The following is a 4964-nucleotide window of genomic DNA, read 5'->3' as shown; positions in this document are numbered from 1 at the left end:
GGCCACCCCGAGCAGCGCGGCCAGCATCAGCCCCAGCGGCAGCAGCCGGCCCGACGCATCGTCCGCCCCCGCCGTGACGGCGGCCGGCGCGACCCGCCCGGGGTCGGCCGTCGAGTACTCCACCGCGACGACGTCACCCGGACGGTGGCCGCAGGCGTCCAACGTGGCCCGCCGGGTGGTGCCGGCCGGCTGGCCGGCCGGGTCCTGCACGTCGACCACGGTGCCCTCGTCACCGTTCTGGCAGGGCAGGGAGGAGACGACGACGGCGGTCCCGGTGACGGTCGAGTCGAGCGACGACGGGCCGGTCGCACCGGCGACCCAGAACCAGCCGGCGGCCACGATCAGCACCGCCGGGACCGCGATCCCGGCGATCCGCGCGACGACCTGCGAACGAACTGCCCCCCTGGCATGCCTGCCCATGCTCGGATGATGACACACCGGACTGCGCCGGCGTACCGAATTGCCGCCCGCGGCCCGGCGTGGCGCGGCCGATCAGCCGTCGAAGCCGAGCTTGCGCAACTGCTTGGGGTCGCGCTGCCAGTCCTTGGCCACGGTGACGTGCAGGTCCAGGTAGACCCGGCCGCCGAGCAACTCCTCGATCTGCAGGCGGGCCCGCCGGCCCACCGCGCCCAACCGGGACCCCTTGGGCCCCAGCACGATCGGCTTCTGGGACGGCCGCTCGACGTACAGCGTCACGTACACCTTGGTGACCGGCTTGGCCGCATCGGGATCCGGCGGCAGGATCTCGGTGACCAGCGCGGCCAGCGAGTGCGGCAGCTCGTCGCGCACGCCGTCCAGCGCGGCCTCGCGGACCAGCTCGGCGATCCGGGTCTCCACCGGCTCGTCGGTGGACTCGGCGTCCGGGTAGAGCATCGGACCCTCGGGCAGCCGCGCCACCAGCAGATCGATCAGCGTGTCCACCCCGTCCCGGGCCACGGCGGACACCGGCACCACGTCCCGGTCGGGCAGCAGCTGCGCGACCTCCAGCAGGTGCTCGGCCAGCCGCTCCCGGGACACCTTGTCGATCTTGGTGACGACGCCGACCACGGGCGTCCCGCCCACCCGCTCGGCCAGGTCGGCGGCGATCCGCCGGTCCCCGGGACCGACCCGTTCGTCGGCCGGCAGGCAGAACCCGATCACGTCGACGTCGGCCCAGACCGACCGCACGAGGTCGTCGAGCCGTTCGCCGAGCAGGGTGCGCGGCCGGTGCAGGCCGGGGGTGTCCACGATCACCAGCTGGGCGTCCGGCCGGGTCAGGATGCCCCGGACGGCCCGCCGGGTGGTCTGCGGTTTGTCCGAGGTGATCGCGACCTTCTCACCGACGATCGCGTTCAGCAGGGTCGACTTGCCGGCGTTGGGCCGGCCGACGAAGCAGGTGAAGCCGGAGCGGAACGGGGTCCCGGCCGGGCCGGCGGTACTCAGGACCGGCTCCGCACGGCACCGTCGGGCCCGGCCAGGACGAGCGTGGCGACCCCCAGGTCGCCGGCCGCGGCGGCCGAGGCCGGATCGATCCGAGCGGCGGTGCCGACGACGACCGCCGCCTCCAGGGCCTGCGCCCCGGACGACACCGCGGCGGCCACCGCGGCCTGCAAGGCGGTCAGCGTTAGCGACGGCAGCGCGACGGTGGCCGCGGCGTAGGTGCGACCGTCCTCGTCCCGGACCGCCGCGCCCTCGGCCGCTCCCGCGCGGGCGCGCGCCCCCCGGGCCAGGGTGACCAGCTTGGCGTCCTCGGCATCCAACGGCGCGTCGGGTGACTCGGTCATCGGCTCGGGTTCCGTTCTGCTCGTTCCAGTGGGTGCGCCGGCCGGGGCGACGGGTCCGTCCCGGACCCGCCGGTGGCCCCGTCGACCGGAAGGACCGCGGTGGGGGCCGCACCGTCCGGGACCGCCGGATCCGCGTCCGGCTCCGGCCGTTCGACGGCCGGCGGCGTGGCCTTCTTCTTGTGGTTCTTGCGCGACTTGGGCCGGTCGGCCCCGTCCGGGGCCGGGCCGGCGTCCCGGCCGGCGGGACGATCGGTGGGGTCCGGCCCGGTGTCCCCCCGGCCGGCCTCGTCCGGCTCGGCGTTCTCCCGCTCCTCGGCCCGCAGCTGGTCCTCGCGCTCGCGGTTCTCCCGCTCCCGCTCGGCCTCCTGCGCGGCGAGCTCGGCCGGGGTCAGGCGGCGCACCAGCACGGTCTGCACGCGGGGCCGGCCCCGCCGGTCGACGCCCGGTTCGCCGTGCAGGAACAGGCCCTCGACCGACGCCTCCGAGCCGGGCAACGGCACCCGCCCGATCAGCTGGGCCAGCAGCCCGCCGACCGTGTCGACCTCGTCGTCGTCCAGCTCGACGTCGAACAGCTCGCCCAGGTCCTCGACCGGCAGCCGCGCGGAGACCCGGAACGCGCCGCCGGGCAACGGTTCCACCGGCGCCGGGGTCTCGGCGTCGTACTCGTCGGTGATCTCGCCGACGATCTCCTCCAGGATGTCCTCGATCGTGACGATGCCGGCGGTGCCGCCGTACTCGTCCACGACCACCGCGAAATGGCTGCGGTCGCGCTGCATCTCGCGCAGCAGATCGTCGACGTTCTTGGACTCGGGGACGAAGACGGGCGCCCGCATCAGCTCGGTCAGCACCGGTCCGGCGTCCTGCGGGTCCAGGGTGAGCGCGTGGGCGACCATGTCCTTGAGGTAGACCACACCCAGGGTGTCGTCCAGATCGTCGCCGATCACGGGGATCCGGGACATGCCGGACCGGCTGGCCAGCGTCAGCGCCTGGCGCAGCGTCTTGTCCCGCTCGATCCAGACCACCTCGGTGCGCGGCACCATCACCTCGCGGACGATGGTGTCGCCGAGATCGAAGACGCTCTGCAGCATCTCCCGCTCGGCCTCTTCGACCACCCCGCGGCTGCCCGCGATGTCGACCAGTTCGCGCAGTTCGATGTCCGAGGAGAACGGGCCCTCCCGGAAGCCGCGCCCTGGGGTGATCGCGTTTCCGATCAGGATCAGCAACGACGCCACCGGGGCCAGCAGCTTGGCCAGCCCCCGGGTCGGGCCGGCCAGCGCCAGCCCGACGCTGTAGGGGTGCTGGCGGCCGATGGTGCGCGGCAGGACGCCGATCACCACGTAGGTGACCAGCACCATCACCGCGACCAGCAGCACGCCCACCCAGAACTGGAAGCCCAGCCCGGTCAGCGCCACCTTGGCCACCATCACCGTAGCGGTGATCTCGGCGGTGATCCGCAGCAACAACAGCAGGTTGGTGTAGCGGGGCCGGTCCTCGGTGATCGTCAGCAACGACGACGCGCCGCGCCGGCCCTCCCGGGCCATCTCCTCCAGCCGGGCCGGCGACACCATGGTGATCGCCGCGTCGGCGGCGGCCAGCATGCCGGCGATCGGCACCAGGGCAGCCGCCAGCACCAGCAGCAGTGCGTCAAGACCGTCCACGACGACGGTCAGCTCCGCCCGCTCGGATCCGCGTCGCGCGGGCCGACCTCGCCCGGGGTCAGGCCGACGGTGTCCAGCACGGCCGCGTCGGCGGCGGCCAGCCGCGCCTTGCGGGCGCCGGCCGCCTGCCGCTCCCGCCAGGTGTCCAGCAGCTCGTTCTGCAGCTGGAACATCTCGCGTTCCTCGGCCGGCTCGGCGTGGTCGTACCCGAGCAGGTGCAGCACGCCGTGCACGGTCAGCAGGTGCAGCTCGTCCTGCAGGGCGTGCCCGGCGGAGGTGGCCTGCTCGGTCGCCACGGCCGGGCAGAGCACGACGTCCCCGAGCAGCGCCGGGCCGGGACCCGACTCGTCCGGCCGGCGCGCGGTGTCCAGCTCGTCCATCGGGAAGCTCATCACGTCGGTGGGCCCGGGCTCGTCCATCCACTTCACGTGCAGTTCGGTCATCGCGTCGACGTCGACCAGCAGCACCGACAGCTCGGCCAGCGGGTTGATCCCCATCCGGTCGAGCACGTACCGGGCGACGGAGACCAGCGCGATCTCGTCGACCGGGTAGCCGGACTCGTTGGCCACCTCGATCGTCACTGGTCCCCCTCCGGAGCCTTCCGGTGGGCCACCGACGACCGGTGCGTCGGCCGGCCCGACCGCCCCGGCGGGCGGCCCCGCTCGCGATCCGGCACCGGCCGGCCGTCGGTGTCCCGGGCCGTCTCCCGATCGGCGTCCCAGCGCTCGTAGGCGTCCACGATGTTGCCGACCAGCCGGTGCCGCACCACGTCGCCCGAGGTCAGCAGGGAGAACGAGATGTCGTCGATGTCGGCCAGGATGTCCCGGACCACCCGCAGGCCGGAGCGCTGCCCACCGGGCAGGTCGACCTGGGTGACGTCGCCGGTGACGACGATCTTGGACCCGAAGCCCAGCCGGGTCAAGAACATCTTCATCTGCTCGGGCGTGGTGTTCTGCGCCTCGTCGAGGATGATGAACGCGTCGTTGAGCGTCCGGCCCCGCATGTAGGCCAGCGGGGCGACCTCGATGGTGCCGGCGGCCATCAACCGCGGGATCGACTCCGGGTCGAGCATGTCGTGCAGCGCGTCGTACAGCGGCCGCAGGTAGGGGTCGATCTTGTCGGACAGGGTGCCGGGCAGGAAGCCGAGGCGCTCCCCCGCCTCGACCGCCGGGCGGGTCAGGATGATCCGGTTGACCTGCTTGGCCTGCAGCGCCTGGACCGCCTTGGCCATCGCCAGGTAGGTCTTGCCGGTGCCGGCCGGCCCGATGCCGAAGACGATGGTGTGCGCGTCGATCGCGTCGACGTACCGCTTCTGGTTGACCGTCTTGGGCCGGATCGTGCGGCCACGGCGGGACAGGATGTTCAACCCGAGCACCGCGGATGGCGACTCGGCGCCGGCCGCGCCGCCGGCGCCGGCCGGGGCCGCGAGCATGCCGATCGTGCGCCGCACGGTGTCCGGGGTGAGCACCGACCCGGCCTCCTGCAGGGCCAGCAGCTCCTGCAGGGTGCGCTCGGCCAGGGCGACGTCACCGGCCGACCCCTT

At 73.7% G+C, this 4964-nt stretch carries 4 protein-coding genes and 2 pseudogenes; all 6 read right to left on the bottom strand.

Annotation, left to right across the window (positions count from 1 at the left end; genetic code table 11):
- Window positions 1-420, bottom strand: a 420-nt coding sequence (locus ACOJUF_RS07135) for a hypothetical protein (protein ID WP_420121165.1), incomplete at its 3' end; no start/stop codon positions are given.
- 72 nt (window positions 421-492) lie between these two features.
- Window positions 493-1422 (bottom strand): GTPase Era, encoded by a 930-nt coding sequence (gene era, locus ACOJUF_RS07130; RefSeq protein ID WP_420121168.1) that lies wholly within the window; start codon window positions 1420-1422, stop codon window positions 493-495.
- Window positions 1419-1763, bottom strand: coding sequence for a cytidine deaminase (locus ACOJUF_RS07125; protein ID WP_420121167.1), 345 nt, complete (start codon window positions 1761-1763; stop codon window positions 1419-1421). The genes era and ACOJUF_RS07125 overlap by 4 nt, the downstream gene beginning before the upstream one ends.
- A gap of 293 nt (window positions 1764-2056) precedes the next feature.
- Window positions 2057-3433, bottom strand: a pseudogene (locus ACOJUF_RS07120) (hemolysin family protein); the annotation flags it as partial.
- The gene (ybeY, locus tag ACOJUF_RS07115) at window positions 3430-4002 is read right to left on the bottom strand and encodes an rRNA maturation RNase YbeY (protein ID WP_420121166.1); all 573 of its coding nucleotides are present in this window, start codon (window positions 4000-4002) and stop codon (window positions 3430-3432) included. The pseudogene ACOJUF_RS07120 and the gene ybeY, both read right to left, overlap by 4 nt.
- Before the next feature lie 40 nt (window positions 4003-4042).
- Window positions 4043-4964 (bottom strand): annotated as a pseudogene (locus ACOJUF_RS07110) (PhoH family protein); the annotation flags it as partial.

The organism is Nakamurella sp. (assembly GCF_048594475.1).
GTDB lineage: Bacteria > Actinomycetota > Actinomycetes > Mycobacteriales > Nakamurellaceae > Nakamurella.
Note: the sequence above shows the minus strand (reverse complement) of the source record. Positions and strands in the feature narration are given on the sequence as shown.

Bases quoted from the DNA above. Each gene is read 5' to 3' on its own strand.
- ACOJUF_RS07125 (WP_420121167.1), bottom strand. From the start codon at position 1,763: ATGACCGAGTCACCCGACGCGCCGTTGGATGCCGAGGACGCCAAGCTG.